Origin of the sequence: Streptomyces sp. NPDC007991 (assembly GCF_042958445.1) — a bacterium.
Classification (GTDB): Bacteria; Actinomycetota; Actinomycetes; order Streptomycetales; family Streptomycetaceae; genus Streptomyces.
Map to the genome: position 1 here is coordinate 412,375 of NZ_JBIBJD010000004.1, position 24,859 is coordinate 437,233.

General features: G+C 72.0%; 23 protein-coding genes. 7 read left to right on the forward strand and 16 right to left on the reverse strand.

Features of this window, described 5'->3' with window-relative positions; translation table 11 throughout:
* Positions 1–76 precede the first annotated feature (76 nt).
* Positions 77–634: a putative glycolipid-binding domain-containing protein gene (locus ACFZDA_RS13485; RefSeq protein ID WP_391079486.1), complete on the forward strand. Its 558-nt coding sequence runs from the start codon at positions 77–79 to the stop codon at positions 632–634.
* Here the strand turns inward: ACFZDA_RS13485 and ACFZDA_RS13490 are convergent.
* Positions 631–2,271 (reverse strand): ATP-binding cassette domain-containing protein, encoded by a 1,641-nt coding sequence (locus tag ACFZDA_RS13490; protein WP_391079489.1) that lies wholly within the window; start codon positions 2,269–2,271, stop codon positions 631–633. The genes ACFZDA_RS13485 and ACFZDA_RS13490 overlap by 4 nt on opposite strands.
* 25 nt (positions 2,272–2,296) lie before the next feature.
* Positions 2,297–3,319 (reverse strand): oxidoreductase, encoded by a 1,023-nt coding sequence (locus ACFZDA_RS13495; RefSeq protein WP_391079492.1) that lies wholly within the window; start codon positions 3,317–3,319, stop codon positions 2,297–2,299.
* A gap of 66 nt (positions 3,320–3,385) precedes the next feature.
* Here ACFZDA_RS13495 and ACFZDA_RS13500 point away from each other — a divergent pair, with 66 nt between their 5' ends.
* Entirely contained in the window at positions 3,386–4,333 is a 948-nt protein-coding gene (locus tag ACFZDA_RS13500; RefSeq protein WP_391079495.1) for an FAD-dependent oxidoreductase, read from the forward strand.
* A gap of 72 nt (positions 4,334–4,405) precedes the next feature.
* Here the strand turns inward: ACFZDA_RS13500 and ACFZDA_RS13505 are convergent, their stop codons facing one another.
* The 3 genes from ACFZDA_RS13505 to ACFZDA_RS13515 form a co-directional block, all read right to left on the reverse strand.
* Entirely contained in the window at positions 4,406–6,130 is a 1,725-nt protein-coding gene (locus tag ACFZDA_RS13505; RefSeq protein ID WP_391079498.1) for a BCCT family transporter, read from the reverse strand.
* Between the two features lie 81 nt (positions 6,131–6,211).
* The gene (locus ACFZDA_RS13510) at positions 6,212–7,498 is read right to left on the reverse strand and encodes a M14 family zinc carboxypeptidase (protein ID WP_391079501.1); all 1,287 of its coding nucleotides are present in this window, start codon (positions 7,496–7,498) and stop codon (positions 6,212–6,214) included.
* Positions 7,495–9,450 carry a Xaa-Pro dipeptidyl-peptidase gene (locus tag ACFZDA_RS13515; protein ID WP_391079504.1) on the reverse strand — a complete coding sequence of 652 codons (1,956 nt, stop codon included), beginning with the start codon at positions 9,448–9,450 and terminating at the stop codon, positions 7,495–7,497. Before ACFZDA_RS13515 ends, ACFZDA_RS13510 begins: the two co-directional genes overlap by 4 nt.
* Before the next feature lie 200 nt (positions 9,451–9,650).
* On the opposite strand from ACFZDA_RS13515, the gene ACFZDA_RS13520 reads away from it, so the two are divergent.
* Positions 9,651–11,144, forward strand: a complete 1,494-nt coding sequence (locus tag ACFZDA_RS13520; protein ID WP_391079507.1) for a M1 family aminopeptidase — start codon at positions 9,651–9,653, stop codon at positions 11,142–11,144.
* Positions 11,145–11,327: 183 nt separating this feature from the next.
* Here the strand turns inward: ACFZDA_RS13520 and ACFZDA_RS13525 are convergent, their stop codons facing one another.
* A complete protein-coding gene (locus ACFZDA_RS13525) occupies positions 11,328–11,807 on the reverse strand; it encodes an Appr-1-p processing protein (RefSeq protein WP_391079509.1) in 480 nt (159 codons plus the stop codon).
* Positions 11,808–11,849: 42 nt separating this feature from the next.
* Positions 11,850–13,316, reverse strand: a complete 1,467-nt coding sequence (locus ACFZDA_RS13530) for an amino acid permease (protein ID WP_391079512.1) — start codon at positions 13,314–13,316, stop codon at positions 11,850–11,852.
* A gap of 220 nt (positions 13,317–13,536) precedes the next feature.
* Here ACFZDA_RS13530 and ACFZDA_RS13535 point away from each other — a divergent pair, with 220 nt between their 5' ends.
* The gene (locus ACFZDA_RS13535; protein WP_391079515.1) at positions 13,537–14,247 is read left to right on the forward strand and encodes a MerR family transcriptional regulator; all 711 of its coding nucleotides are present in this window, start codon (positions 13,537–13,539) and stop codon (positions 14,245–14,247) included.
* Here the strand turns inward: ACFZDA_RS13535 and ACFZDA_RS13540 are convergent.
* Genes ACFZDA_RS13540 through ACFZDA_RS13550 form a run of 3 tightly spaced genes read right to left on the reverse strand, consistent with a single transcriptional unit; the run spans position 14,239 to position 18,824 of the window.
* Positions 14,239–16,419: a 3-hydroxyacyl-CoA dehydrogenase NAD-binding domain-containing protein gene (locus ACFZDA_RS13540; RefSeq protein ID WP_391079517.1), complete on the reverse strand. Its 2,181-nt coding sequence runs from the start codon at positions 16,417–16,419 to the stop codon at positions 14,239–14,241. The two genes, ACFZDA_RS13535 and ACFZDA_RS13540, sit on opposite strands and share 9 nt — an antisense overlap.
* Before the next feature lie 33 nt (positions 16,420–16,452).
* Positions 16,453–17,667 (reverse strand): acetyl-CoA C-acetyltransferase, encoded by a 1,215-nt coding sequence (locus ACFZDA_RS13545; RefSeq protein WP_391079519.1) that lies wholly within the window; start codon positions 17,665–17,667, stop codon positions 16,453–16,455.
* A complete protein-coding gene (locus tag ACFZDA_RS13550) occupies positions 17,664–18,824 on the reverse strand; it encodes a CoA transferase (protein WP_391079521.1) in 1,161 nt (386 codons plus the stop codon). The genes ACFZDA_RS13545 and ACFZDA_RS13550 overlap by 4 nt, the downstream gene beginning before the upstream one ends.
* 218 nt (positions 18,825–19,042) lie before the next feature.
* Here ACFZDA_RS13550 and ACFZDA_RS13555 point away from each other — a divergent pair, with 218 nt between their 5' ends.
* Positions 19,043–20,221, forward strand: coding sequence for a saccharopine dehydrogenase NADP-binding domain-containing protein (locus ACFZDA_RS13555; RefSeq protein WP_391079524.1), 1,179 nt, complete (start codon positions 19,043–19,045; stop codon positions 20,219–20,221).
* 100 nt (positions 20,222–20,321) lie between these two features.
* Here ACFZDA_RS13555 and ACFZDA_RS13560 read toward each other — a convergent pair whose 3' ends face one another.
* Both ACFZDA_RS13560 and mmpA read right to left on the reverse strand, forming a co-directional pair.
* A complete protein-coding gene (locus ACFZDA_RS13560; protein WP_391079526.1) occupies positions 20,322–20,579 on the reverse strand; it encodes a hypothetical protein in 258 nt (85 codons plus the stop codon).
* A 58-nt stretch (positions 20,580–20,637) separates the two neighbouring features.
* The gene (gene mmpA / locus ACFZDA_RS13565; protein WP_010042861.1) at positions 20,638–20,784 is read right to left on the reverse strand and encodes a morphogenic membrane protein MmpA; all 147 of its coding nucleotides are present in this window, start codon (positions 20,782–20,784) and stop codon (positions 20,638–20,640) included.
* Positions 20,785–20,965: 181 nt separating this feature from the next.
* Between mmpA and ACFZDA_RS13570 the strand changes: the two genes are divergently transcribed.
* On the forward strand, positions 20,966–21,160 hold the full coding sequence (locus ACFZDA_RS13570) for a hypothetical protein (protein ID WP_391079529.1): 195 nt from the start codon (positions 20,966–20,968) through the stop codon (positions 21,158–21,160).
* Here the strand turns inward: ACFZDA_RS13570 and ACFZDA_RS13575 are convergent.
* The 3 genes from ACFZDA_RS13575 to ACFZDA_RS13585 all read right to left on the reverse strand — a co-directional run bounded on the left by ACFZDA_RS13575 (position 21,157) and on the right by ACFZDA_RS13585 (position 23,457).
* Positions 21,157–21,843: an endonuclease V gene (locus tag ACFZDA_RS13575; RefSeq protein ID WP_391079531.1), complete on the reverse strand. Its 687-nt coding sequence runs from the start codon at positions 21,841–21,843 to the stop codon at positions 21,157–21,159. The genes ACFZDA_RS13570 and ACFZDA_RS13575 overlap by 4 nt on opposite strands.
* 107 nt (positions 21,844–21,950) lie before the next feature.
* Positions 21,951–22,274 (reverse strand): plasmid stabilization protein, encoded by a 324-nt coding sequence (locus ACFZDA_RS13580; RefSeq protein ID WP_391079533.1) that lies wholly within the window; start codon positions 22,272–22,274, stop codon positions 21,951–21,953.
* Between the two features lie 70 nt (positions 22,275–22,344).
* Positions 22,345–23,457, reverse strand: a complete 1,113-nt coding sequence (locus ACFZDA_RS13585) for a WD40/YVTN/BNR-like repeat-containing protein (RefSeq protein WP_391079536.1) — start codon at positions 23,455–23,457, stop codon at positions 22,345–22,347.
* A gap of 248 nt (positions 23,458–23,705) precedes the next feature.
* Here ACFZDA_RS13585 and ACFZDA_RS13590 point away from each other — a divergent pair, with 248 nt between their 5' ends.
* On the forward strand, positions 23,706–24,122 hold the full coding sequence (locus ACFZDA_RS13590) for an SsgA family sporulation/cell division regulator (protein WP_391079538.1): 417 nt from the start codon (positions 23,706–23,708) through the stop codon (positions 24,120–24,122).
* Between the two features lie 64 nt (positions 24,123–24,186).
* Here ACFZDA_RS13590 and ACFZDA_RS13595 read toward each other — a convergent pair whose 3' ends face one another.
* On the reverse strand, positions 24,187–24,834 hold the full coding sequence (locus ACFZDA_RS13595) for a GPP34 family phosphoprotein (RefSeq protein WP_391079542.1): 648 nt from the start codon (positions 24,832–24,834) through the stop codon (positions 24,187–24,189).
* Between the last annotated feature and the right edge of the window lie 25 nt (positions 24,835–24,859).

The following is a 24,859-nucleotide window of genomic DNA, read 5'->3' on the forward strand; positions in this document are numbered from 1 at the left end:
GTTGGGGCTGGTCGCGCAGTTCCCCGCGCCCCTTGTGAAGAGGCGCTTAGCGCCCTTCACGATCTAGGGTGGTCGCATGTCTGCTTCGCGTGTCATCACCTGGGACGTGTCCGCGAGCCGGGGGGTCGAGACCGCTTGGGTCGAGCTCGGGGGCGGTGTGATGCGGGCGCGCGGGCGGGCTGTCGGGACCGTGCCCGAGCCGTACTGGGTCTCGTACGAGCTCGAAACCGCCGAAGGGTTCGTGACCCGGCGGCTGAGCGTCACGGTGGAGACGCAGACGCAGGACCGCGCCCTCGACCTGCGGCACGACGGTCATGGCAGGTGGACCGCGGGCGGTGAGCCGCTGCCCGATGTCGACGGTGCCCTCGACTGCGACCTGGGGCTGTGCCCGCTCACCAACACCATGCCGGTGCTCCGGCACGGGCTGCATCGGACGCCCGGCGAACGGGAGTTCCTGATGGCCTGGGTGTCGGTGCCGGATCTGGCGGTGCGGCCGTCGCTGCAGACGTACACGCATCTCGGCCCCGGGCGCGTCCGGTACGCCTCCGGTGACTTCCGCAGCGACCTGGAGGTCGACGGGGAGGGGTACGTCGTGGAGTACCCCTCGCTGGCCCGTCGGCTGACGGCCCGTTAGCGCTCGGTCACCTTGCCGTCCGCCACCTCGATGCGGCGGGTGACGCGTACGGCGTCGAGCATGCGGCGGTCGTGGGTGACCAGCAGGAGGGTGCCCTCGTAGGAGTCGAGGGCGGACTCCAGCTGCTCGATGGCGGGCAGGTCGAGGTGGTTGGTCGGCTCGTCGAGGACCAGGAGGTTGACGCCGCGGCCCTGGAGCAGCGCCAGGGCGGCTCGGGTGCGCTCGCCCGGGGAGAGGGTCGCCGCGGGGCGCAGGACATGGCGCGCCGTGAGGCCGAACTTGGCCAGGAGGGTGCGGACCTCGGCCGGTTCGGTGTCCGGGACGGCCGCGCGGAAGGCGTCCATCAAGGGCTCCTGGCCGTGGAAGAGCTTGCGGGCCTGGTCGACCTCGCCGAGCAGGACGCCCGAGCCGAGGGCCGCGTGCCCGGCGTCGAGCGGGACACGGCCGAGCAGGGCGGCGAGCAGGGTGGACTTCCCGGCGCCGTTCGCGCCCGTCACCGCCACCCGGTCCGCCCAGTCGATCTGGAGGGACACCGGACCGAGGACGAAGCCGCCGCGGCGCACCTCGGCGTCCCGCAGGGTCGCGACGACGGCGCCCGAGCGCGGGGCCGACGCGATCTCCATGCGCAGTTCCCACTCCTTGCGAGGCTCCTCGACGACCTCCAGCCGCTCGATCATGCGCTGGGTCTGCCGGGCCTTCGCGGCCTGCTTCTCGCTGGCCTCGCTGCGGAACTTGCGGCCGATCTTGTCGTTGTCGTTGCCCGCCTTGCGGCGCGCGTTCTTCACGCCCTTGTCCATCCAGGAGCGCTGCGTCTGGGCGCGGTCCTGGAGGGCCGCCTTCTTGTCGGCGTACTCCTCGAACTCGTCGCGGGCGTGCCGGCGCGCGACCTCCCGCTCCTCCAGGTAGGCCTCGTAGCCGCCGCCGTAGAGGTTGATCTGCCGCTGGGCGAGGTCGAGTTCGAGGACTTTGGTGACCGTGCGGGTGAGGAACTCGCGGTCGTGGCTGACGACCACCGTGCCGGCGCGCAGGCCGCTCACGAAGCGTTCGAGGCGCTCCAGGCCGTCCAGGTCGAGGTCGTTGGTGGGCTCGTCGAGGAGGAAGACGTCGTAGCGGGACAGGAGCAGGGAGGCCAGGCCCGCGCGGGCGGCCTGGCCGCCGGACAGCGACGTCATCAACTGGTCCAGATCGACCGCGAGGCCCAGGGAGTCGGCGACCTCCTCGGCGCGTTCGTCGAGGTCGGCGCCGCCGAGTCCGAGCCAGCGCTCCAGGCTCGTGGCGTAGGCGTCGTCGGCGCCGGGCGCGCCGTCGACCAGGGCCTGGGTCGCCTCGTCCATGAGCCGCTGGGCCTCGGCGACGCCGGTGCGGCGGGCCAGGAACGCCCGGACGGTCTCGCCGGGGCGGCGGTCCGGCTCCTGGGGCAGGTGGCCGACGGTGGCGGTCGGCGGGGACAGGCGCAGCTCGCCCTGCTCGGGGGCGGTGAGTCCGGCGAGCATCCCGAGCAGGGTGGACTTGCCGGCGCCGTTGGCTCCGACCAGGCCGATCACATCGCCGGGCGCGACGACGAGGTCGAGTCCGGCGAACAGGGAGCGGTCGCCGTGGCCGGCGGCGAGGTTCTTGGCGACGAGGGTGGCAGTCATCAGGGTGCCGATCCTAATGGGCCCCTCAGGGGGTGACGGGGGCCACCAGGACACCTCCGGACGTGCGCGCCACGACGAAGGACTGTCCCCTGACCGTCTTGGCGTCGAGAGCGATGCGGTGGCGGCCGGGTGGGAGGACGCCGTCGAAGACCTCGTGGGTGCGGGTGCGGGAGAGCCGGTCGAGGCGGTACGCGGTGAGGGTGACCCGGCAGGCGGAGGTGATCTCCACGCCGGCCTGACCGCCGGTGGCGGTCAGGCCGGTGAGGCGGCGCTGCTCCAGGGGGCTGCGGTCCAGGGCGTGTTCGATCTGGGCGACGAGGAGGGGGACGATCGGGGCGAGGCCGTCGACGCGGGCGACCGGGACACCGGCGTGGGTGAAGGCGCGGTGGACGGCGGCACGTTGCTGCTCGCCGGTCCCGGGCGCGAAGGCGACGGCGCCGTAGCCTCGCAGTTCGTCGGCGGGCACGCGGTCTGCGTCGTGGGCGATGTCGGCGCCGACGCCGATGGTGCGCAGCGCCGCGGCGAGCTTGCCCAGGACGGCGACGCGGGCACCGATCAGCAGGACGCGGCGGCGGGCGTCCGGTGCGGAGCCGTTGAGCAGGGCGCTCAGCGCCGCGCGGTACTCGGCGCCGCGGAAGCGGAACGGGCCGATGCCGTGGTAACCGTTGAGCTCCAGGTCGGCGTGTTCGTCGGTCTGCCAGGCGAAGTCCCGCCAGATGACGTCCTCGCCGTCCGGCTGGAGGACGGCGGTGACGGCGCCGCAGGCCAGGTCCTCGCACTCGGGGCAGCCGTAGACGACGTAGCGGCCGCCGGGCAGCGGTGCCGGGCTCTCCAGGAGCAGGCTGCGGACCTGCGCGGTGAAGATCGCGGGTGGTACGTCGGAGGCGAGCGGGGAGACCGCGTCGAGGTCGCAGAGCCGGAACAGCAGCGGTCGTCCGTCGACGATGAAGTCCACGAAGTCCCGGTGGACCTGGTAACCACCGTCGGTGAGGACTCCGCCGGCCCGCATCGCGGGTGCCAGGCCGAAGGTCGCGTACGCGGCACACATACGGTGAGTATTCCCACACCGCGGGTGATGTGAGCACGGCGTGGCACATTCCACTACGGTCCGGGCATGGTTGATGAACGCGGTGGCGAGATCGTGGTGGTCGGCGGCGGGGTGGTCGGACTGACGACCGCGGTGGTGCTCGCCGAACGGGGGCGGCGGGTACGGGTGTGGACGCGGGACCCCGTCGAGGCGACCACCTCAGCGGTCGCGGGCGCCTTGTGGTGGCCGTACCGGATCGAGCCGCTCACGCTGGCCCGGGAGTGGGCGCTGCGGTCGCTGGACGTGTACGAGGAGTTGGCCGCGGGGTCCGGGGCGAGTGGCGTACGCCTGGTCGAAGGGGTACTGGGCGAGACGCGTCTCGACGAGGTCGACGGGTGGCTGACGGAACGGATGCCCCAGCTGCGGGCGACCACGGCCGGGGAGTACGCGGGGCCGGGGATCCGGGCGCGGTTGCCGCTCATCGACATGCCGGTTCATCTGCCGTGGCTGCGGGAGCGGTTGGTGGCGGCCGGCGGTGTGGTCGAGTCCCGTACGGTGTCCGGGCTCGCGGAGGCCGACGCGCCGGTCGTGGTCAACTGCACGGGGCTCGCCGCGCGGGAGCTGGTGCCGGATCCGTCCGTGCGGCCGGTGCGCGGGCAGTTGGTCGTCGTGGAGAACCCGGGGATCGACACCTGGCTGGTCTCCACCGACGCGGCCGGCGAGCACGCGTACATGTTCCCGCAGCCGGGCGGGCTCGTCCTCGGCGGTACGGCGGAGGAGGACGCGTGGTCGCTGGAGCCGGACCCCGCGACGGCCGAGGCGATCATCCGCCGCTGCGCGGCGCTGCGGCCGGAGATCTCCGGGGCGCGGGTACTTGAACACCGGGTGGGACTGCGCCCCACCCGCCCCGCCGTCCGCCTGGAGCGCGACACGCTCCCGGACGGGCGCCTGCTGATCCACAACTACGGCCACGGCGGCGCGGGCGTGACGGTGGCCTGGGGGTGCGCGCAGGAGGCGGCCCGGCTGGTCGGCTAGAGGGTGTCCGACCCTGACGCCCTGGCCGATGGCGGCCGAGGGCGTCAAGGTCAACCGGCTGGGGCGGTCGGGTCAGTGCTTGCCGATGGGGTCGCCCTCGACGTCGGGGCCGCGGCCCGGGCCGACGCGGAACTCGAACTCGCCGTCGTACTTCTTGTGGCCTTCGATGACGGCCTGTTCCACCGCCTCGGAGCCCATCTGTTCGCGCACCATCACCGGGTCGCGGCGCAGGTCGCGCATCAGGGCCACGCACATGAAGACCATCACGACGACGAACGGGGCCGCCGCGAGGATCGTGAGGTTCTGCAGGCCCGTCAGCGCGTCACCCTGGCCGCTGCCGACCAGGAGCATGATCGCGGCCACGGCGCCGGTGACGACGCCCCAGAACACCACGACCAGACGGCCCGGTTCGAGCGCGCCCTTCTGCGACAGGGTGCCCATGACGATCGACGCCGCGTCGGCGCCCGACACGAAGAAGATGCCGACGAGGATCATCACGAGCAGGCTCGTGGCGGTGGCCCACGGGAACTGCTGGAGCACGTCGAAGAGCTGGCCCTCCGGGGTGGCCTCCTTGCCGAGCCTGCCCTGTTCCTGCATCTTCATGGCCGAGCCGCCGAAGACCGCGAACCAGATCAGACTGACCGTGCTGGGCACGAGGATGACACCGCCGACGAACTGCCGGATCGTGCGGCCCCGGCTGATGCGGGCGATGAACATGCCCACGAACGGCGTCCAGGAGATCCACCACGCCCAGTAGAAGACGGTCCAGCTGGACAGCCAGTCCGCGACACCCTCCCCGCCGCTGGCCTCCGTACGGCCGGCCAGCTGGGGCAGGTCGCCGAGGTAGGCGAACACGGACGTGGGCAGCAGGTCGAGGACGATGATCGTCGGCCCCGCCACGAACACGAACACGGCGAGCACCAGCGCCAGCACCATGTTCGTGTTGGACAGCCACTGGATGCCGCGCTCCACGCCCGAGACCGCGGACGCGACGAAGGCCAGGGTCAGCACCGCGATGATCGTGACGAGCAGCCCGGTGCTCACCTTGTCCATCCAGTTCAGCTCCTGCACACCGGAGCCTATCTGCAGCGCGCCGAGCCCCAGGGACGCGGCGGAACCGAAGACGGTCGCGACGATCGCGAGGATGTCGATCACCCGGCCGACCGCACCGTTGGCGTGCTTCTTGCCGATCAGCGGTGTGAACACGGCACTGATGGTCTGGCGGCGCCGCCTGCGGAAGGTGCTGTAGGCGATGCCGAGGCCCACCACGGCGTAGATCGCCCAGGGGTGGAGCGTCCAGTGGAACAGGGTGGTGGCCATGGCCGTCTCCATGCGCTCACCGTGGTCGGCCGGGTCGGTGCCCGGCGGGGCCGTCGAGTAGTGCGACAACGGCTCGCTCACGCCGTAGAACATCAGACCGATGCCCATGCCGGCGCTGAACATCATCGCGACCCAGGACACCGTGCGGAACTCGGGTTCCTCGCCCTCGGCTCCGAGGTGGATACGGCCGTAGCGGCTGGCCGCGAGCCACAGGGCGAACACGACGAAGGCGGAGGCGGCGAGCATGAACGCCCAGCCGCCGTTGTGCATCAGCCCGCCGAGCATGCTGGTGGAGACGTGTTCGAGCGAGTCGGTCGCCGCGGCTCCCCAGATCACGAAGGCGAGGGTGAGCACGGCCGTGACCCCGAAGACAATACGGTCGGTTCTGGGGCGTTCCTGGCCGGGGAGGCCCGCTTCCGAACCGGGAAGCGCGGCCCCCTCTTGCTGGTCGCTCTCACTTGGTCGGTCGTGCGTCACAAGCGGCACCTTTCATCGGGAGGCAGGAGGAAGGTAAGTCCTCCGTACGCCCCTACCACGTGTGGCGTAATTTCACCCCCCTCAACATTGCGTTTCCGGTTTCCCCGCCGTCAGGTGGTACGTTCCGCGCTCGTCGAGCAGCAGCGGCACGAGCGCTCGCAGAGGCTGGCGCAGCGGCACGAACGCGCCCTCCCCGTCCCGGCTTACGCGCACACCGTGCAACGCGAGTTCGTCTCCCGCCTCGGCGTACTGCGCGGCCGTGAGCCGGTAGCCGCAGGGCGGGTCCTGGATCACCTCGGCCGGTTCGGGCGGGTCGTTGTCGGCGCCGCCGACGTAGACCGGGCCGGAGGCGGTGTAACCCGCGAGCCGGGCGCTGCCGGTCGCCGCCTCGACCGCGCCGCGGCGCTGTTCCGCGTATCCGAACAGGCCCTTGAGTGCGTCCAGTTGAGAGGTGACGCGGCGGCGGTTGTTCAGTGCCTCGTCCGCCTTCTCGGCCTCGGTGAGCGGGTCCACGCGGCTCTCGATGAGCAGTCCGATGCCATGTTTGATTCCGGACATGTTGCGCAAAATACGTTCCTGTCCGTCTCCGGCGACCTGTTTGACCGGCTCACCGGTCTCGGGGTCGGTCCAGATGCCGTAGGTGCCGGTCGAGTGGCCGGCCCGCCGCGCCGCGGGGCGGACGTACGTCTCGGAGAGGGTCTTCGCCTCGTCGTGGACGGCCTCGTGGGTGTTGAGGTTGCGCGGCCACAGGTCGAAGAGGTCCTTGTCGTAGTACGGGGGTGTGGCACCGTACTCGTGCAGGTCGTAGACGAGGTCGGGGCGCTGGTCGCGCAGGAGCCCGGCCAGCGCCCGGCCTTCGGCGGTGCGGAGCGCGAGGTGGTCGCGGTTGATGTCGACGCCGTCGCTGTTTCCCCGGGTGTCGGCGGCCCGGCCGTCGGGGTTGGCGGTGGGCACGACGAGGACCGTGGTGCGGTCCAGGAAGCGCCGGGTGCGGCTGTCACGGGCGTAGGCGAGGTCGCGGACGGTGGTCAGACAGGCCTCGCGGCCGGAGGGCTCGTCGCCGTGCTGGCTGCACACGAGCAGCACCTTGTTCGGGGTCGGACGGGTACCGATCCGTACCAGTTGGAGCGGGCGGCCCTGCTTCGTCGTGCCGAAGCGGGTCAGGGAGACCCGGCCGCTCGACCGGTCGACGGCTGTGAGGAAGCCCTGTTCCTCGGGCTGGGTGGTCCAGCGGGCGCCGTTGGTCTGCTCGAAGCCGGTGCGGGGCGGGGAGTCGCCGGCGGCCCGGGCCGGGACGGCGACCAGGGACGCGGCGACGGCCGCGGCGGTCAGGATCAGGGCACGGATTCGGGTCGTGTCACGGGTCACTGGCTTGCCTCCGGGACGCGGTGGGCGGAGCGCGGATCCCGTACGCCGTCCAGGAGCGGGGCGTCGGGCGTGGCGGACGCGGCTCCCGTGGTGGCGCGGGCGAAGGCGGTGGCTCCGCCGGCGAACGGGACGCGGGCCGAGGTGCGGGACAGGTCGACAGTGAGCTTGGGCGTGTCCGCGGGAGGGTCGATGAGGTCCTTGTCGGTGCCCGCGACGATCAGCGCCAGGCGGTGGCCCTTCGGCACGACGTGGTCGGTGGCCGCCAGGTCGAGGGTGATGGTGTACCGCTTGCCCGGGGTGAGCGGGGCGCCCTTGAGGCCGGAGGCGTGGTTGCCGAGGTCGGCCCAGCCTCGGCTGACGATCGTGTAGTCCACGTCGGCGGTCTTGGCCTTCGTCTCCTTGAAGCAGGAGCTGTCGCCGGCGGTGCTCGCGCCCCAGCAGGTGCGGTCGGTGAGGGTGGTGATGCCCTCGCCCCCGTCGGCGTAGTCGCGGATGGTGGCGGGGCCGATGTCCACGAGGACGGCGGAGAGGTGGGCCGTCGGGGTCGAGGGCGTCGCGGTGACGGTGACCTCGGAGGAGCCGGCCAGGCGCAGGTCGCGGGTGAGCGGCCGGGTGACGAAACCGGCCTTCTCCGGTGTCGGCTTGTCGATCCGCCCGGCCCAGTCGGTCTCGCTCAGCTTCGGGTCGTCCGTGAAGGTCTCGGTGCCGTGGCCGCGGTGCAGACCGAGGGTGCCGACGCCGGCCTGGGTGCCCCCGCCGGGGCGCAGGGTGGCGGTGCGGGTACCGCTCGGCGGCCAGGTCCTGGAGGTGGTCCACTGGTCGGGCGCGCGTTCGATGTCGGCCATGGGCTCGCGGTCGATGCCGTTGTCGTAGCCCATGAGTTCGTGGTCGAACCAGCGGTGCAGGGTGTCGACCCAGGCTCCGCGCCGGAAGTCGAAGGGGTCGACGTGGCCGGTCTGGGAGAGCCAGATCTTGCGCTCCACGCCGTTCTTCGCGAGGGCGTCCCACCACTGGCCGACGTGCTTCATCCGCACGTTGAGGTCCTGCATGCCGTGCACGAGGAAGACGCTGGCCTTGACCTTCCGCGCGGCCCTGACGTAGTCGCGCTCGGTCCACAGCGGGGTCCAGTCGCCGGTGCGCGGCGCTCCGTCGACGAGCTTGCGCTGCACGGCGGCGCACTTGGCGCGGGCGTCGGGGCTGTCGACGTAGTCGGACAGCCACTCGGGGCCGGAGTCGTAGAGCGGGGCGCCCTGCTGGAAGTAGTAGTCGTACCAGGAGGAGATGGCGCTGATGGGGACGATGGTCTTCAGTCCCTCGACGCCGGTCGCGGCCACGCCGTTGGCGATGGTGCCGTCCCAGCTCTTGCCGATCATGCCGGTGCGGCCGTTGGCCCAGCCGGCCGTGGCGCGGGTCGTGCCCGTGCGGGTGGTGTAGGCCTTGGCGCGGCCGCCCAGCCAGTCGACGACGGCCTTGGCGGACTGGATGTCGGAGCGGCCGCCGACGTCGACGCAGCCGTCGGAGCGATTGGTTCCGGCCAGGTCGACGCCCACGACGGCGTAGCCGCGCGGCACGAAGTAGTTGTCGTAGAACAGCGGCATCTGGATGACGTCGCCGTTCGCGTCGTAGGTCTTCTTCTGGCTCTCGTTGCCGCGCCCGCAGCAGGAGTAGTACGGGCTGGCGTCCATGATGACGGGGACCTTGCGGCCCTGCCGGGCGGGTTCGCGGGGGCGGACGATGTCCACGGCGACCCGGTCGGCCTTTCCGTCTCGGTCGCCGTCCAGTCCGGTGTCCACCCAGACGGCCTCGCGGATGGCGTTCTCGTACGAGTGGACGGGACGGCTCTCGCGCGGGGCGGCGTCCGCCGCGGCCGGGGTGAGCAGGGTGGCCATCAGGGCGGCCGTGGCCGCCGTCGCGAGCGGTCTCCAGGTCGTGAAGCGCGTGCGTTTCGGCATGCGGCGGACGCTACATCGGTGAACTCCCGTTCAGAAGAGGGCAGCTGACGGACCGGCGTGTCCCGGACGGCCTCCTGGGACCGGTGTCCCATGTCGGCCGAATGGCGATCGTGTGACAGCAGGGGCCATGGACATGATCAGAGCACAGGGAGCCTCTGGGCTCCGGACAGACTTCGGGACCCTACGACTTGGAGTTTCGCGTGCACCGCAGAATCATCGCGCCGGGAGCCCTCGCCGCGGCCGTTCTCCTGCTGGCGACACCGGCTTCGGCCGCACCCCACTCCCCCGGCGCACCGGGTATCGGTGACCCCTACTACCCGGACTACGGCAACGGCGGATACGACGTCTCCCACTACGACCTCAGACTGAAGTACCAGCCGGCGACGGACGAACTGGAGGGCACGGCGACGCTCCTGGCCCGCACCACGCAGGACCTGTCGAGCTTCAACCTGGACTTCCTGCTGGACGTCGGCGAGGTGCGGGTCAACGGCGTGAAGGCGTCGTTCCGGACCTCGGGCGAGCAGGAGCTGGAGATCACGCCGAGGACACCGCTGGCCAAGGGCACACCCGTCACGGTCGTCGTGCGCTACCGCGGCGTGCCGTCGTCGAAGAAGGCGTACGGCTTCACCAGCTGGCACCGCACACCGGACGGGGGCGTCGCGGCGAACGAGCCCGAGGCGGCGGCGTGGTGGTTCCCCAGCAACGACCACCCGCTCGACAAGGCCACCTACGACGTGTCCGTGCAGGTCCCGGACGGCACGCAGGCCATCTCCAACGGCAGGCTCCAGTCGACGAGTTCACGCCTGGGCTGGACCCGCTGGAACTGGCGCTCCGACCGGCCGCAGACCACGTACCTCGCCACGCTCGCGGTCGGGAAGTTCGACATCACGACCGGCACGACAGAGGGCGGCATTCCGGTCCTCAACGCCTACAGCGAGGACCTGGGCGAACACGCCGGCGCTGCGCGGGCCAGCATCGAACGGTCCGGGGAGGTCGCCGACTGGCTGTCCGGCTACTTCGGGCCGTACCCCTACGACGCGCTCGGCGGATACGTGCCGAACACCACCACCGGGTACGCGCTGGAGACCCAGACCCGGCCGTACTACAGCCCGCGGCAGTTCGCGAACGGGTCGAACGTCTCCCTCGTCGTCCACGAGCTGGCGCACCAGTGGTACGGGGACGACGTGTCGCTCAAGGGCTGGAAGGACATCTGGATCAACGAGGGCTTCGCGCGGTACGCGCAGTGGCTGTGGTCCGAGCACGAGGGCGAGGGCACGACGCGGGAACTCGCCGACTACGTGTACGCCTCGCACCCCGCCGACGACCCGTTCTGGACGGTGAAGCCCGGGGATCCGGGGCCGGAGAACCAGTTCGACATCGCGGTGTACGACCGGGGCGCGCTGGCGGTCCAGGCGCTGCGCGACGAGATCGGCGACGAGGCGTTCTTCGCGATCCTCAAGGGCTGGCCGCGGACGTACGCCCACGGCAACGCGTCGGTCGCCGACTTCCAGCGGTATGCCGAGGAGGTGTCGGGCAAGCCGCTGTCCGCCCTGTTCGACACGTGGCTGTACCAGCCGTCGAAGCCGGGGGTGCCGGCGGGCCGGACCGCGGCGGTGGCGAAGGGGGCGGGGGCTGTGCCGCAGCCGAGGTCGTGGAAGAAGATCGCGGCGACCAACGGGGTGCACCGGGCATAGCTGCGGGCAGTCGAGCCGGCTGGGGGCCGTCCTGCGCAGGGCCCTGTCCGGCGGCGCTGTCCTCGGCCTCGCCGTCGCGATCTTCAACCCCCGGCTGGATCCCGGCGGGGCGATCGCGCGGCGCCTCGGGGACGGTCCGGTGCGGGCGTTCGACAGGGACGGCCCGGACTGAGACGGGGCCGGTCAGTCCCCGTGGTCGTACACCGTCACCGGTATCCCGCGCCGTATCAGCCGCTCCTCGATCAGCGGCTCGATCCGGGACCACTTGCCGCCGGCGAGGCCGCAGCCGATGCGGGGCATGTGGACGGTCGCGCCCAGTTCACCGGCCCTCGCGGCCAGGGCCGCCAGCGCCGTGTCGATCGCCTCGTAGCGGACGGGGACGCCCTTGCTGCCGGTCTTGGTGCCGCGCTGGCCGATCATGTTGGCCACCCACACATGCCGCTCGACCTGCATGAACTGCACCGCGCCCAGCCCGAAGTCGTTCCCCGCCCGGTCTCGGTGCCACGCCCGGTACGCCGCCTCCGGCTCGGGCCAGCGGCGCGACAGCGCCAGGACGAAGCCCTTGCCCCAGCCCCCGATGTCGTTGCAGACATGGGCGATGACCTTGACGCCCTTCACCGAAGGAACGGTGGCGTCACCCCGGACGTATGTGATCCCCGACATGACGCCACCGTAGGCGCTGCCACTGACAGTGGCCCTGGCCTGCTACTTCGTGAACCGCGACAGCTCCTGGTCGGCCGTTCGCGACACCCGGCGGCGGATGCCGAACCAGCCCGCGACCAGCATGGCCGCGATCACCGGGATGAGCAGCAGCGTCTTGCGGCCGACCTCCGGGTCGTTCCACATCATGCCGAGGCAGGCCAGCAGGAAGGCGATGGTGGTGATCTCCGTGACCGGGCTGCCGGGGAGCCGGAAGGAGGGCCGCTCCACCAGGCCCGCCCTGGCGCGGCGGACGAAGACCAGGTGGCAGATCATGATGATCACCCAGGTGCTGATGATGCCGAGCGAGGCGACGTTCAGCACGATCTCGAAGGCCTGGGCCGGGACCAGGAAGTTCAGGCCGACGCCGAGGACGCACACCGCGCAGGTCAGCAGGATGCCACCGTAGGGAACCTGACTGCGGTTCATACGGGCGGTGAACTTCGGCGCGGAGCCGGCCGTCGCCATCGAGCGCAGGATGCGGCCCGTGGAGTACAGGCCCGAGTTCAGCGAGGACATCGCCGCCGTCAGGACCACCAGGTTCATCACGTCGCCCGCCGCCGGGACGCCGATCTTCGACAGGACCGTGACGAAGGGGCTCTGGTCGGCCGAGTAGACCGAGCCGGGGAGCAGCAGAGCCAGCAGGACGACCGAGCCGACGTAGAAGAGGCCGACCCGCCACATGATCGAGTTCACCGCGCGCGGGACGACCTTCTCCGGCTCGGCGGTCTCGCCCGCGGCGACACCGACCAGTTCCAGCGCGGCGTACGCGAAGATCACGCCCTGCATGACCAGGACGACGGGCATCATGCCGTGCGGGAAGACGCCGCCGTTGTCGGTGATGACGCTCAGGCCCGGGCTCCGGCCGCCCACCTCGTGCCGGGTGGCGAGCAGGAAGATGCCGATGAGCATGAAGCCGACCAGCGTCGCGACCTTGATGATCGCGAACCAGAACTCCATCTCGCCGAAGATCTTCACCGAGATCAGGTTCACCGCCAGCACGACCGCGAGGGCGGCCAGCGCGAGCACCCACTGCGGGATGTCGGTGAACAGGCTCCAGTAGTGCGTGTAGAGGGCGATCGCGGTGATGTCGGCGATGCCGGTGGTCGACCAGTTCAGGAAGTACATCCAGCCGGCGACATAGGCGCCCTTCTCGCCGAGGAACTCGCGCGCGTACGACACGAAGGAGCCCGAGGAGGGGCGGTAGAGGACGAGCTCGCCGAGCGCCCTGACCACGAAGAAGGCGAAGATGCCGCAGACCAGGTAGGCGAACGCCAGCGCCGGGCCCGCGTCGTGGAGGCGGCCGCCGGCGCCGAGGAAGAGGCCGGTGCCGATGGCGCCGCCGATGGCGATCATGTTGACGTGGCGGGCCTTGAGGTCCTTGCTGTAGCCGGCGTCGCCCGCGTCCGCGGGCGCCTGCGCCGCGTCGCTGGGGGATGCGGCCGCTGCCGTGTTCACGGCGTCCTTGCTCACGGGTGGATCCACTCTCTGGTGCGCCCGAGCGGGTCGCGCTCGGCTGTCCGGACGTACATGAGGTCCGCGCCCTCGGTAAGGGCACAGACCAAGGGCCCGCCTTCCCCCGCCGTACGCGGGTCACGCGGTGGCGTACGTCACAGAGCGCAACTTCCCACACCACCGTCGGCCTTGGTCCCGGAGGTTTCACAGCACTGGTGAGACAGCGATACTGCTGCGCATGACGACCGACGCCGAGGAACCGGCCCTCACGATCGACGAACTGGCGGCCCGGGCCGGTGTCACGGTGCGCACGGTCCGTTTCTACGGCACGAAGGGGCTGCTGCCGCCGCCGGTGCTCGGCCCCCGGCGCGTGGGGCACTACGGGCGGGAGCATCTGGCCCGGCTGGCGCTGATCGAGGAGTTGCAGCAGCAGGGCATGACGCTGGCGGGCATCGAGCGCTATCTACGCCGGCTGCCGCCGGACCTGAGCGCGCACGACCTCGCCGTGCACCGGGCGGTGGTGGCCTCCTGGGCGCCGGACACCGTGGAGACGGTCACAAGGGAGGAGCTTCGGCGGCGGGCCGGGCGGCCGCTCGGCGCCGAGGACGTCGAGCGGCTGGTCGCGATGGGCGTGCTCCGGCCCGCCGACGGCGGGTACGAGGCCGATCTCGGTCTGCTGAGGCTGGGTGTCGGGCTGCTGGACGTGCCGCTGTCCCCGGAGGCGATCTTCGCGGCGCGCACGGTGCTCGTGGAGCACGCGCGCGGCGCGGCCCGTGAACTCTCCCGGCTCTTCCGCGGTGAGGTCGCCGAGCGTGACGCCCGGGACGTGCGGTCGCTGTCGGCGCACATGCACCCCTTGGTGGTGCAGGCGCTTCTCACCGCCTTTCAGCGGTCGCTGAGGGAAGAGCTGGGCGAGTGGCTCACCGAGCCCCCGGAAGAGTCACGCTGAGTCGCTGAACCGCTCCCCCTTCTGCGCCTTCTCCACCAGCAGCGCGGGCGGCGTGAACCGGTCGCCGTAGCGCTCGGCGAGTTCACGCGCGCGTGCCACGAATCCGGGCAGGCCGCCCTCGTAGCCGTTGATGTACTGGAGCACGCCACCCGTCCAGCCCGGGAAGCCGATGCCGAAGATGGAGCCGATGTTGGCGTCGGCGACGGAGGTCAGCACGCCTTCCTCCAGCAGCCGGACGGTGTCAAGCGCCTCGGAGAACAGCATGCGCTCCCGCATGTCCTCGAACGGGATCTGGTACCCGGGCTTGGTGAAGTGCTCGCGCAGGCCCGGCCAGAGCACGGTGCGCTTGCCGTCGTCCCCGTAGTCGTAGAAGCCGGCGCCGCCGCTGCGGCCCGTGCGGCCGAACTCGTCGACCATGCGGTCGATGACGGCCTCGGCGGGGTGGGCCGTCCAGGTGCCGCCCGCCTCCTCCACGGCCCGCCTGGTCTCGGCCCGGATCTTGCGCGGCAGCGTCAGCGTCAGTTCGTCCATCAGGGACAGCACCTTGGCCGGGTAGCCCGCCTGGGCGGCGGCCTGCTCGACGGAGGCGGGTTCGATGCCCTCGCCGACCATGGCGACGCCCTCGTTGATGAAGTGCCCGATGACGCGGGAGGTGAAGAAGCCGCGCGAGTCGTTGACGACGATCGGGGTCTTGTTGATCTGCCGGACCAGGTCGAAGGCGCGGGCCAGGGCCTCCTGCCCCGTGCGCTCGCCCTTGATGATCTCGACGAGCGGCATCTTGTCGACCGGCGAGAAGAAGTGCAGTCCGATGAAGTCGGCCTGGCGCTCGACGCCCTCGGCGAGCGCGGTGATGGGCAGGGTGGAGGTGTTGGAGCACAGCAGCGCGTCGGGCTCGACGACGTCCTGGATCTCCTGGAACACCTTGTGCTTGAGGGACGTGTCCTCGAAGACGGCCTCGATGACGGCGTCGCACCCGGCCAGGTCCCGCACCTCGGCGGTGGGGGTGATGCGGGCGAGCAGCGCGTCCGCCTTGTCCTGTGTCGTACGGCCCTTGGCGACGGCCTTGGCACACAGCTTCTCGGAGTAGCCCTTGCCCTTGAGGGCCGCCTCCGGGGAGACGTCCTTCAGGACGACGTCGATGCCGGCGCGGGCGCAGGAGTAGGCGATGCCGGCGCCCATCATCCCGGCGCCGAGGACGGCGACCTTGCGGACCTGGCGGGGCTCGATGCCCTTGGGCCGGTTGGCGCCGGAGTTGACGGCCTGGAGGTCGAAGAAGAAGGCCTGGATCATGTTCTTCGACGTCTGCCCGGCCGCGAGTTCCACGAAGTAGCGGGCCTCGATGACCTGGGCGGTCTCGAAGTCGACCTGGGAGCCCTCGACGGCGGCGGCGAGGATGTTGCGAGGGGCCGGGTAGGGGGCGCCGTTCGTCTGCTTGCGCAAGGTGGCCGGGAAGGCGGGCAGGTTCGCCGCGAACTTCGGGTTGGCCGGGGTGCCGCCCGGGATCCTGTACCCCGGCTTGTCCCAGGGCTGCTGTGACTCGGGGTGGGCGTCGATGAAGGCGCGGGCCTTGTCGAGGAGTTCCTCCCGCGTGGCGGCCACGTCGTCGACGAGGCCGTTCTCCAGGGCGCGGCGCGGGCTGTACTGGGTGCCTTGGAGGAGGACCTTCAGCAGGGCGTCGGCGATGCCGAGCAGGCGGACGGTGCGGACGACGCCGCCGCCTCCGGGCAGCAGGCCGAGGGTGACCTCGGGGCAGCCGATCTTGGAGCCGGGCGCGTCGAGGGCGATGCGGTGGTGACAGGCCAGGGCGATCTCGTAACCGCCGCCGAGGGCCGCGCCGTTGAGGGCGGCGACGACGGGCTTGCCGAGGGTCTCGATGCGGCGCAGGTTCCGCTTGATGGCCATGCCGCCGTCGAACAGCTCCTGGGCCGTCTCGGGTGTGACGCGGATGAGGTCGCGCAGGTCGCCGCCGGCGAAGAAGGTCTTCTTCGCGGAGGTGATGATGACGCCTCTGATGGTGTCCTTCTCGGCCTCCAGACGGTCGGTGACGGCGGCGAGCGAGTCGCGGAACGCCTGGTTCATGGTATTCGCGGACTGGGTCGGGTCGTCGATGACCAGGGTGACGAGGCCGGTGCGGTCCTGTTCCCAGCGGATGGTGGTGGATTCAGTGCTCATGTGGAGGTGCTCCGTGTGATCCGTGGGGAGGGGTCAGATGCGCTCGACGATCGTGGCGACGCCCATGCCGCCGCCGACGCACAGCGTGGCGAGGCCGTAGCGCTTGTCCTGGCGCTCCAGTTCGTCGACGAGGGTGCCGAGGATCATCGCGCCGGTGGCGCCGAGGGGGTGGCCGAGCGCGATCGCGCCGCCGTTGACGTTGACCTTGTCCAGGGACAGGCCCATGTCCCGCGCGAAGCGCAGCACGACCGCCGCGAACGCCTCGTTGATCTCGACGAGGTCGATGTCGTCGATGGTCAGCCCGGCCTTGGCGAGGGCCTTGCGGGTGGCGGGGGCGGGGCCGGTGAGCATGATGGTGGGCTCGGAGCCGGAGACGGCGGCGGAGACGATCCGCGCGCGGGGCGTGAGGCCGTAGCGCTCGCCGACCTCCTTCGAGCCGATCGCGACGAGCGCGGCGCCGTCGACGATGCCGGAGGAGTTGCCCGCGTGGTGGACGTGGTCGATCTTCTCCACCCAGTGGTACTGCTGGAGCGCGACCGCGTCGAAGCCGCCGAGCTCGCCGATGTCGGCGAAGGACGGCTTCAGCCCAGCGAGGGAGTCGGCGGTGGTGCCGGGGCGCGGGTGCTCGTCGTGGTCGAGGACGACGAGGCCGCTGCGGTCCTTGACCGGGACGACGGACTTGTCGAAGCGGCCCTCCTTCCAGGCGGTGGCCGCGCGCTCCTGGGAGAGGGCCGCGTACTCGTCGACGTCGCGCCGGGAGAAGCCCTCGATGGTGGCGATGAGGTCGGCGCCGATGCCCTGGGGCACGAAGTTGACCTGGAGATTGGTCATCGGGTCGTTGAACCAGGCGCCGCCGTCGGAGGCCATCGGCACCCGGGACATCGACTCGACGCCGCCCGCGAGGACCAGGTCCTCCCAGCCGGAACGGACCTTGGCGGCGGCCAGGTTGACGGCCTCGAGGCCCGAGGCACAGAAGCGGTTCTCCTGCACGCCGGCGACCGTGTCGGGCAGTCCCGCGGCGATGGCGGCGATCCGGGCGATGTCGGAGCCCTGGTCGCCGACCGGGCCGACGACGCCGAGCACGATGTCGTCGACGGCGGCCGGGTCGAGGTCCGGAAAGCGGGCGCGGATCTCGTGGATGAGTCCGACGACCAGGTCGATGGGCTTGGTGCCGTGCAGGGCGCCGCCTGCCTTGCCGCGCCCGCGCGGGGTGCGGATCGCGTCGTACACATACGCTTCGGTGCTCACGAGGGGGCCTTTCGCTCAAGGGTGCGGGACGACGGGAGGAGCCCGGGGACGTCCCAGTCCCGGGCGACGTCCGCCGTGTCGGCGCCCGGCCGGGCCGGGCCGGTGCGGACGGAGGTCGGGGTCGCGGAGAAGCGGGGGGCCGGGGCGGGCTGGGTGATGCCGCCGTGGTCGGTGAAGGTGCCGCGGGCGGCCAGGTGCGGGTGGTGCGGGGCCTCGCGCAGCGACAGCACGGGCGCCACGCACGCGTCGGTCCCGTCGAAGACGGCCGTCCACTCGTCCCTGGTCCGGGTCTTGAACCGGGCGGCCACCTGTTCGCGCAGTTCACTCCACCGGGTGACGTCCTTACGGGCGGCGGCCTGGTCCTCGATGCCGAGGAGGGCGAGGAACTCCGCGTAGAACCGCGGCTCCAGGGCGCCGACGGCCATGTACCGGCCGTCGGCCGTCTCGTACGTCCCGTAGTACGGGCAGCCGCCGTCCAGGAGGTTGGCGCCGCGACGGTCCTGCCAGCCGCCGGCGGCGAGCATGCCGTGGATCATCGTGGCGAGGTGGGAGGCGCCGTCGACGATGGCGGCGTCGACGACCTGGCCGGTGCCGGTCGCGCGCGCGTGGTGCAGGGCGGCGAGGACGCCCACGACGAGGTAGAGGGAGCCGCCCGCGTAGTCGCCGAGCAGGTTGGCCGGGGCCGGTGGCGGTTCGTCCGGGCGGCCGATCATGCCGAGCGTGCCGGTGGGGGCGAGGTAGGCGATGTCGTGCCCGGCGCGGTCGGCGAGCGGGCCGTCCTGGCCCCAGCCGGTCATCCGGCCGTAGACGAGGGCCGGGTTGCGGGCGTGGCAGGGCTCGGGGCCGACGCCGAGACGCTCGGCGACACCGGGGCGGTAGCCCTCGACCAGGACGTCGGCGCGAGCGGCCAGGCCGAGCACCTGCTCCGGCCCGTCCGGGGACTTCAGGTCGACGAGCACCGAGCGCTTGTTGCGGTTGGTGACGTCGTACGCCGGGTCGATCGCGAGGCCGGGGCCGCCGGGGCGGTCCACGCGCACGACGTCGGCGCCGAGGTCGGCCAGGAGCATGGCGGCGAACGGGCCGGGCCCGATGCCGGCCAGCTCGACCACGCGCACGCCGGTGAGCGGGCCCTGTCCTGGCGTCCTTGCCGTGGCCATGCAGCCCCCAGTGCTGTGACACAACTGATGTAACACCAGTGATGCTAAGAACGCGTTCCACTCTTCACAAGAGCTGAACGAGCAAGCGCTTAGCAATGTGCCCGACGGGTCGGCTCCCGTCCAGTTCCGCCGTCAGCCGGGCCCGTCGTCGCGCTCCGCACCCCTCACGCTAGCCTCGGCCACCGACAGCGGCACGGGCTGCACGACCGAGGGGTGTCATGAGCAGGCTGAAAAGGACGGACCGTCCGTACGACATCGTGCTCTTCGGAGCCACGAGTTTCGCCGGAGCGCTCACCGCCGAGTACCTCGCGGCCCACGCGCCCGAGGGACTGCGGTGGGCGATCGCGGGCCGCAGCGCGGACAGGCTGGAGCGGCTGCGTGAGCGGCTGCCCGGTGGCGCGGAGCCCGGGGTGCTGCGGGCGGACGTCTCCGACCCGGCCTCGGTGCGCGCCCTCGCCGAGCACGCGCGCGTGGTGGCCACCACGGTCGGCCCGTACGTGACGTACGGCGAGGAACTCGTCGCCGCCTGCGCGGACACCGGGACCGACTACCTCGACCTGTGCGGCGAGCCCGAGTTCGTGGATCTGATGTACGTGAAGCACGACGCACGCGCGCGGGAGACCGGGGCACGGCTGGTGCACGCCGCCGGCTTCGACTCGATCCCGCACGACCTGGGCGTGTACTTCACCGTGGGGCAGCTCCCGGAGGACGTTCCGCTGACCGTGGAGGGCTTCGTGACCGCCGACGCGGCGTTCTCGGGCGGGACCTTCGCCTCGGCCCTCAACCAGTTCGCGCGGCAGCGGGAGATGGCGGCGGCCGCGCGGGACCGGCGACGGCACGAGCCGCGACTGGTGGGGCGGCGGGCGTCGGCGCCGGCGGGTGCGCCGCGGTTCGCCAAGGAGGTGGGCGCGTGGGTGCTGCCGATGCCGACGATCGACCCGCAGATCGTGCGGCGGTCCGCGTCGGCCCTCGACCGGTACGGCCCCGACTTCCGCTACCGGCAGTACGCGGCCGTCCGGCGTCTGCCCGTCGCGGTGGGCGGTGTCGCGGCCGTCGGCGCGCTGGTGGCGGCGGCCCAGGTGCCGCCGGCGCGACGCTGGTTGTCGGGCCGGCTCAAGCCCGGGGACGGGCCGAGCCCCGAGAAGCGGGCGAAGAGCTGGTTCTCCCTGCGCTTCGTGGGCGAGGGCGGCGGCCGGCGGGTGTTCACGGAGGTCTCGGGCGGCGATCCCGGCTACGACGAGACGGCGAAGATGCTCGCCGAGTCGGCACTGTGCCTGGCCTTCGACGACCTTCCGGAGACCGCTGGGCAGGTCACCACGGCGGTGGCGATGGGCGACGCGCTGATCGGCCGGCTGCGCGCGGCGGGCATCCGCTTCCGCGTCGCGTCGGTCCGCTGAAGGTCCGCCGGCGGTTCTCGGCAGGACACCTTCGTGGGTGAGCCGCCCGGCGGCGCCACTGCCTCGGCAGCCCGGAGCACCGGGGACCGCACCCGGCGGCTCAGGCCGCGTTCCGGCCGGTGAAGAACGCGCGGAACGGGTCCATGCTCGGTTCGAGACCCGCGTCGATGGGGCCCTTGCGCAGGGCGTTCATCCGGGCGTCGTGGATGCGCTGGAGCCAGTCCTGGAACTTCCATGCCCGGCGGTTGATGAACGCGCCGCCGTGCAGGGCCGGGGCGAGGCCCCCCTTGATCTTGCGGGCCGGGTGGAGCTGCCAGTAGATGTCGGCGACGTCGTCGTACTTGCCCTCCGGCAGCATGGCCCACGCCGTCGGCCTCCTCCCCGGCTCGGGGCAGTGGCGTAGCGCGGGCCCGGTCCTACAGCGGCCACTCGGCGATGGTGTAGATCATCCCGGCGATCCAGCCGAGCCCCGCCAGCACGGCGAGGATCAGTCCTATCGTGACGGCCCGCTCGACGGTCTGGGTCGGGCCGGCAACAGGCTTCGGGGCGCGGTGCGTTGTCATGCGCCCCAGCCTGCCGACGGGGGTGAGGGCCGGGCATCCGTACAGGTACTCAGAGCCGGTACTCAGATCCGAGCCCCGCCCCGCACAGGCCCCTCCCCGCCGGTTTGAGACTCTCCGCCTTCCGCTCCTGGGGACAGCTCGAAAAAGTGCCAAGAAGGAGTTCAATGAAACCATTGAAGGCATGAAGTTCCTTCTCGAAGTCACCATGGACAACGCGGCGTTGGCCGAGGACCCGGCGGCCGAACTGGGCCGGATCCTCAGGTACTGGGGCGGCAATCTGCGCCACTACGCGCTCCGGCCCGGGGACGGGTCGGTCATCTACGACTCGGAGTACCGCGAGGTGGGCCGCTGGAGCGTGGCCGATCAGGCGGACTAGGTTTCCCGCAGCGCCCTCCGGCACAGCGCGTCCGCCCTGCGCGTGGTCTCCGGGAGGCGGTACCCGGGGGTGAGCGCGAGGGTGTGGGCGCAGGCGTTGGCCAGGGTCACGCGGTGGCCGACCGAGACGAAGACCGGCTTCACACCGTCGCGGGTGCGCAGGGCGCGGCCGACCTCCTCGGAGCCGGCGAGCAGCGCGGACGCGGCGCCGCGCCGGGTGTCCGGGGCGTCGTAGGTGAAGGTGAACGGGTTCTTGGCGACGCCGATCGTGGGCAGGCCGGTCAGGACGCCGAGATGGCTGGCGAGGCCGAAGCGACGGGGGTGGGCGAGGCCGTAGCCGTCGCAGACGACCAGGCCGGGCGGGCACGGCAGGGCGTCGAGGGCGGCGAGGACCGTGGGGATCTCGCGGAAGGCGAGCAGTCCGGGCACGTAGGGGAAGGAGACCCGGCCCACCGCCGTGGCCTCGGCGACGACGTCGAGACTGGAGGCGTCCAGGACGACCGCTGCGGCCGCGACGACATCGCGCTCGTCGTCGTAGGCGACGTCGACCCCCGTCACACGGCCCGTTCCGGGCGGCGGCCCGGCCTCGTCGAGGATCACTCGCTCGCGCAGGCCGTCCTGGACGGCGCGGGCCTGTTCCTCGGTGACGGGCCAGTCCTCGGGGATGCGTACGGTCGTCGTCATGATGCCCTGAGCCTATGGGCTGCTGATCCTTTCGGCTGCCGGGCCTGTGCGCAGCGCGAAGGCCGGCGGGACCCGGGAGTCCCGCCGGCCTCGCTGGGCGCTGCGGACTACTTGCCCAGCGCGCGCTGGAGCTGGCTTTTGTTCATGTTGGAACGGCCCTCGACGCCACGGCGCTTGGCCTCCTGGTACAGCTGGTCGTAGGTGGGGCCCTGGGAGCCCTGGCCCGACCGCTGGCCGCCGCGCCTGCCGGACGACATGTCCTTCGTCGAGGTGCGGCTGGCCGTCTTCGACTCGCCGGAGCGGGCGCGTTCCTTGTTGACCGTCCGCGAGGCGATCTCCTTGGCGCGGCCGGTGCTCTCGCCCCGGTCCTGCGCGCTCTTCTTGATGTGCTCGTACTGGCGCTCCCGCTTGGAGCTCGAACCGCGTGGCATGACCGCTCCCTTCCTGTCGCCTTCAGTGAACGAGTACCCACACTGCCAACAATCAGGGCATACCGCGCGTTCAATGCTCCAGGCGGGCAACCCGCCCCTTCTCGCCGGCGGCCCAGCACCCTTGGCCAGGGGTGCAGTCGACGGTGTCGTAGGAGCCGGTGTCGACCGTGCGCCAGGTGCGGCCGGCGTCCGTGGTGAGGTCGGTGCCGGTGGGGCCGACGGCCAGGGCGGCGGTGCGGCTGTGCGGGAGCCAGGCGACGCCGGAGCGGTAGGCCGGCGGGGGCGTGGCGGCAGGGCGCCAGGTGCGGCCGCCGTCGCCGGTGTGCGCGGCGGCGTCCGGTGAGGGCCGGCCGGGGGTGAAGTCGCCGCCGACGGCGAGGCCGTGGGTTCGGTCTCGGAAGGCCAGCGCGAAGACGCCGCGGGCCGGGTCGCCCGCCGGGAGGGGCGCGGTGGTGGCCGTCCAGGTGCGTCCCCGGTCGGCGGAGTGCAGCACGCGCGCGTGCGCGGCCCCGCCGGTGGCGAGCCAGACGTCCTTCGGGCCGGAGCGGACCAGACACTGGCCGCTCGCGGCGAATCCGGCCTCGCCCTCCTGCGCGGCCGGCATGCCCTCGCTCGGCAGCACCTTCCACGACCGGCCGCCGTCGTGGGTCGACAGGATGCGGAACTTCCCGTCCACCGGGTCGCTCATCGCGAGGCCGTGGCGGCGGTCGAAGAAGGTGAGGCAGTCGTAGAAGGCCTTCGGGTCGGTGTTGCGGAAGGACTCCGTCCAGGTCGCCCCGCCGTCATCGGTGCGGTACACACGGGACGCCTCGCCCTCGCCGATGGCCAGGACCACGGCCCGGCGCGCGTCGAACGCCTCGACGTCCCGGAACTGCAACTCCGCCGCGCCCGGGGGCGAGACGTTCCGCCAGGTGGTGCCGCCGTCGGTGGTGCTCAGGACGGTACCGCCGGTGCCCGCGAGCCAGGCGGTGTGCCGGCTGACGGCGGCCAGACCGCGAAACCGTACGTCCGGGGGGCCGGTGTCCTTGAGTTCCCAGCGCACCGCCCCGCGCTCCGGCTCGTGCGCCTGCGCCGGTACGGCGGTCAGGGCCGCGAGCGCGAGCAGCGACGCCGCGCCCGCCACCACCCCGGTCGCCCCGCTCCATGTGTGTCCCGTCCGTCGCGTGCTCCCCAAGCGCCTCATGGCCGGCGAAGCTAGCCCACCCCCAGGGCACCGTCCAGATGGCCTCGCCGCGCTCCGGATGCGCCGATGGGCGCCACAAGTGCCCTGCGCGGCACGCGAGGAGAGCCACGTCACTCCCGTGCATGAACGCGGTGACAGAGGTCACTCGCACTTCGTGTGCACGGATTGGCTGATTCCGTCGTCTCTTCCCATGCCCGGCCTCATCCGCCCGGAAGTGTCCCGTCCAGCCGTCACAAGGGAGCAAGGCGTTGTCCATCGTCATCGAGCAGCCCGTGGAGGCCCGCCTCGTCGCCGCCGCGCCGCGTATGCCGAGCATTCCCGCGACGCTCCACTACGACCGACGTGATCCGTTCGCCGTCCGCATGACCTTCCCGGCCCCGGCCACCCTGGAGGGCGTCGAGGTCTGCTGGACCTTCTCCCGCGAGCTGCTCGCCGCGGGCCTGAGGAACGCCGAGGGCTACGGCGACGTGCGGGTGCGGCCGTACGGGTACGACCGCACGGTGCTGGAGTTCCACGCCCCCGAGGGCACGGCCGTCGTGCACGTCCGTTCCGGGGAGGTGCGCCGCTTCCTGGAGGCCACGAGCGAGCTGGTGCCGGTCGGCCTGGAGCACCTCCAGCTGGATCTGGACCACGACCTGGCGGAGCTGATGCGGGACGCGTGCTGAGCTGACGCGCGCCGAGTGATCCCGGGGTCGACGGCCCCGGGGAGGAATCCGGCGTGGACGTGGCTCAGGGCAGAGCCGTCGCCGTCGTGGCCAGGGCCGTGCGGATCTCGTCGACGATCTCCCCGAGCCCGGGCGCCGACGCCACCGCACGCTCCGCCAGCTCCCGCACGCGCTCCTCGTGGGCGCCGGCGTCCTCTCCGGGGAGGAGTTCCGCCGAGGCGGCCAGCATCGCGACCGCCGCGTCCCGCTCGCAGACCCCGGCGACCGGCCGCGGCCCCCGCAGGATCTGACGCGTCTCCTCCCGCAGTGCCTCCACGGCGGCGACGCGCTCCAGCGCGTACTCCGCGGACGGGAACACCCCGAGGACCCGCTTCTTCTCCACGCGCAGATACCCCTCGGCCAGCAGCTGCTCCCGCACCGCGTCGAGGGTCACCCGCGAGTACAGCGTCACCCAGGTGCGCCAGCGGTGCGGGCACGACTCGCGGACGAGTTCCAGCAGCCCGTCGAGGACCGCGTCACCCGTGCGGGAGTCCAGGTCGACCGGCGTGGCGATGCCGTCCTGGTCGACGAGCAGGCCGTGCCGGGCCAGTTCGGTGAGGGCACCGGCCCGTACCGGGCCGGACAGGTGGGCGGTGGCGGTGCCCGCCGGCGGCGCGGGGGCCCAGGCCAGCAGGCAGAGCCGGGCCGGCAGCGAGAGCGGGCCGTCGGGCACGGGGCCTCCTCGGGGCGGGAGATCG

Bases quoted from the DNA above. Each gene is read 5' to 3' on its own strand.
- ACFZDA_RS13485 (WP_391079486.1), top strand. From the start codon at position 77: ATGTCTGCTTCGCGTGTCATCACCTGGGACGTGTCCGCGAGCCGGGGG.
- ACFZDA_RS13490 (WP_391079489.1), bottom strand. From the start codon at position 2,271: ATGACTGCCACCCTCGTCGCCAAGAACCTCGCCGCCGGCCACGGCGAC.
- ACFZDA_RS13495 (WP_391079492.1), bottom strand. From the start codon at position 3,319: ATGTGTGCCGCGTACGCGACCTTCGGCCTGGCACCCGCGATGCGGGCC.
- ACFZDA_RS13500 (WP_391079495.1), top strand. From the start codon at position 3,386: ATGGTTGATGAACGCGGTGGCGAGATCGTGGTGGTCGGCGGCGGGGTG.
- ACFZDA_RS13515 (WP_391079504.1), bottom strand. From the start codon at position 9,450: ATGCCGAAACGCACGCGCTTCACGACCTGGAGACCGCTCGCGACGGCG.
- ACFZDA_RS13525 (WP_391079509.1), bottom strand. From the start codon at position 11,807: ATGTCGGGGATCACATACGTCCGGGGTGACGCCACCGTTCCTTCGGTG.
- ACFZDA_RS13535 (WP_391079515.1), top strand. From the start codon at position 13,537: ATGACGACCGACGCCGAGGAACCGGCCCTCACGATCGACGAACTGGCG.
- ACFZDA_RS13540 (WP_391079517.1), bottom strand. From the start codon at position 16,419: ATGAGCACTGAATCCACCACCATCCGCTGGGAACAGGACCGCACCGGC.
- ACFZDA_RS13550 (WP_391079521.1), bottom strand. From the start codon at position 18,824: ATGGCCACGGCAAGGACGCCAGGACAGGGCCCGCTCACCGGCGTGCGC.
- ACFZDA_RS13555 (WP_391079524.1), top strand. From the start codon at position 19,043: ATGAGCAGGCTGAAAAGGACGGACCGTCCGTACGACATCGTGCTCTTC.
- ACFZDA_RS13560 (WP_391079526.1), bottom strand. From the start codon at position 20,579: ATGCTGCCGGAGGGCAAGTACGACGACGTCGCCGACATCTACTGGCAG.
- mmpA (WP_010042861.1), bottom strand. From the start codon at position 20,784: ATGACAACGCACCGCGCCCCGAAGCCTGTTGCCGGCCCGACCCAGACC.
- ACFZDA_RS13570 (WP_391079529.1), top strand. From the start codon at position 20,966: ATGAAGTTCCTTCTCGAAGTCACCATGGACAACGCGGCGTTGGCCGAG.
- ACFZDA_RS13575 (WP_391079531.1), bottom strand. From the start codon at position 21,843: ATGACGACGACCGTACGCATCCCCGAGGACTGGCCCGTCACCGAGGAA.
- ACFZDA_RS13580 (WP_391079533.1), bottom strand. From the start codon at position 22,274: ATGCCACGCGGTTCGAGCTCCAAGCGGGAGCGCCAGTACGAGCACATC.
- ACFZDA_RS13585 (WP_391079536.1), bottom strand. From the start codon at position 23,457: ATGAGGCGCTTGGGGAGCACGCGACGGACGGGACACACATGGAGCGGG.